1 protein-coding gene is annotated in these 221 nt (G+C 39.4%); it reads right to left on the bottom strand.

What is annotated here, in order from left to right; genetic code table 11:
- Positions 1 to 221: hypothetical protein (locus FUA26_RS15625; protein WP_186826826.1), on the bottom strand; the 221-nt coding region annotated here is incomplete at both ends.

Genomic DNA, 221 nt, shown 5'->3' with positions numbered 1-221 from the left:
CACTCATCAGTAGCCGTAAATGTAACAGTAACAGCACCGTTATCACATTGTACAGAATCATCAGCACCGTAGTTGTTAGACCATGTAACGTTACCACAGTTATCAGAAGCTGTAGCACCAGCATTGTTATCTAACCAATCTTGTAGGGTAGTGGTTGTATTACCAACACCACATTCTATTTCAATATTTTCAGTGTTTGTATTGTCTATTACTGGCGCTGT

This window comes from Seonamhaeicola algicola, from assembly GCF_007997385.1.
GTDB lineage: Bacteria > Bacteroidota > Bacteroidia > Flavobacteriales > Flavobacteriaceae > Seonamhaeicola > Seonamhaeicola algicola.
This window is presented reverse-complemented; position numbering and strand designations above follow the sequence as displayed.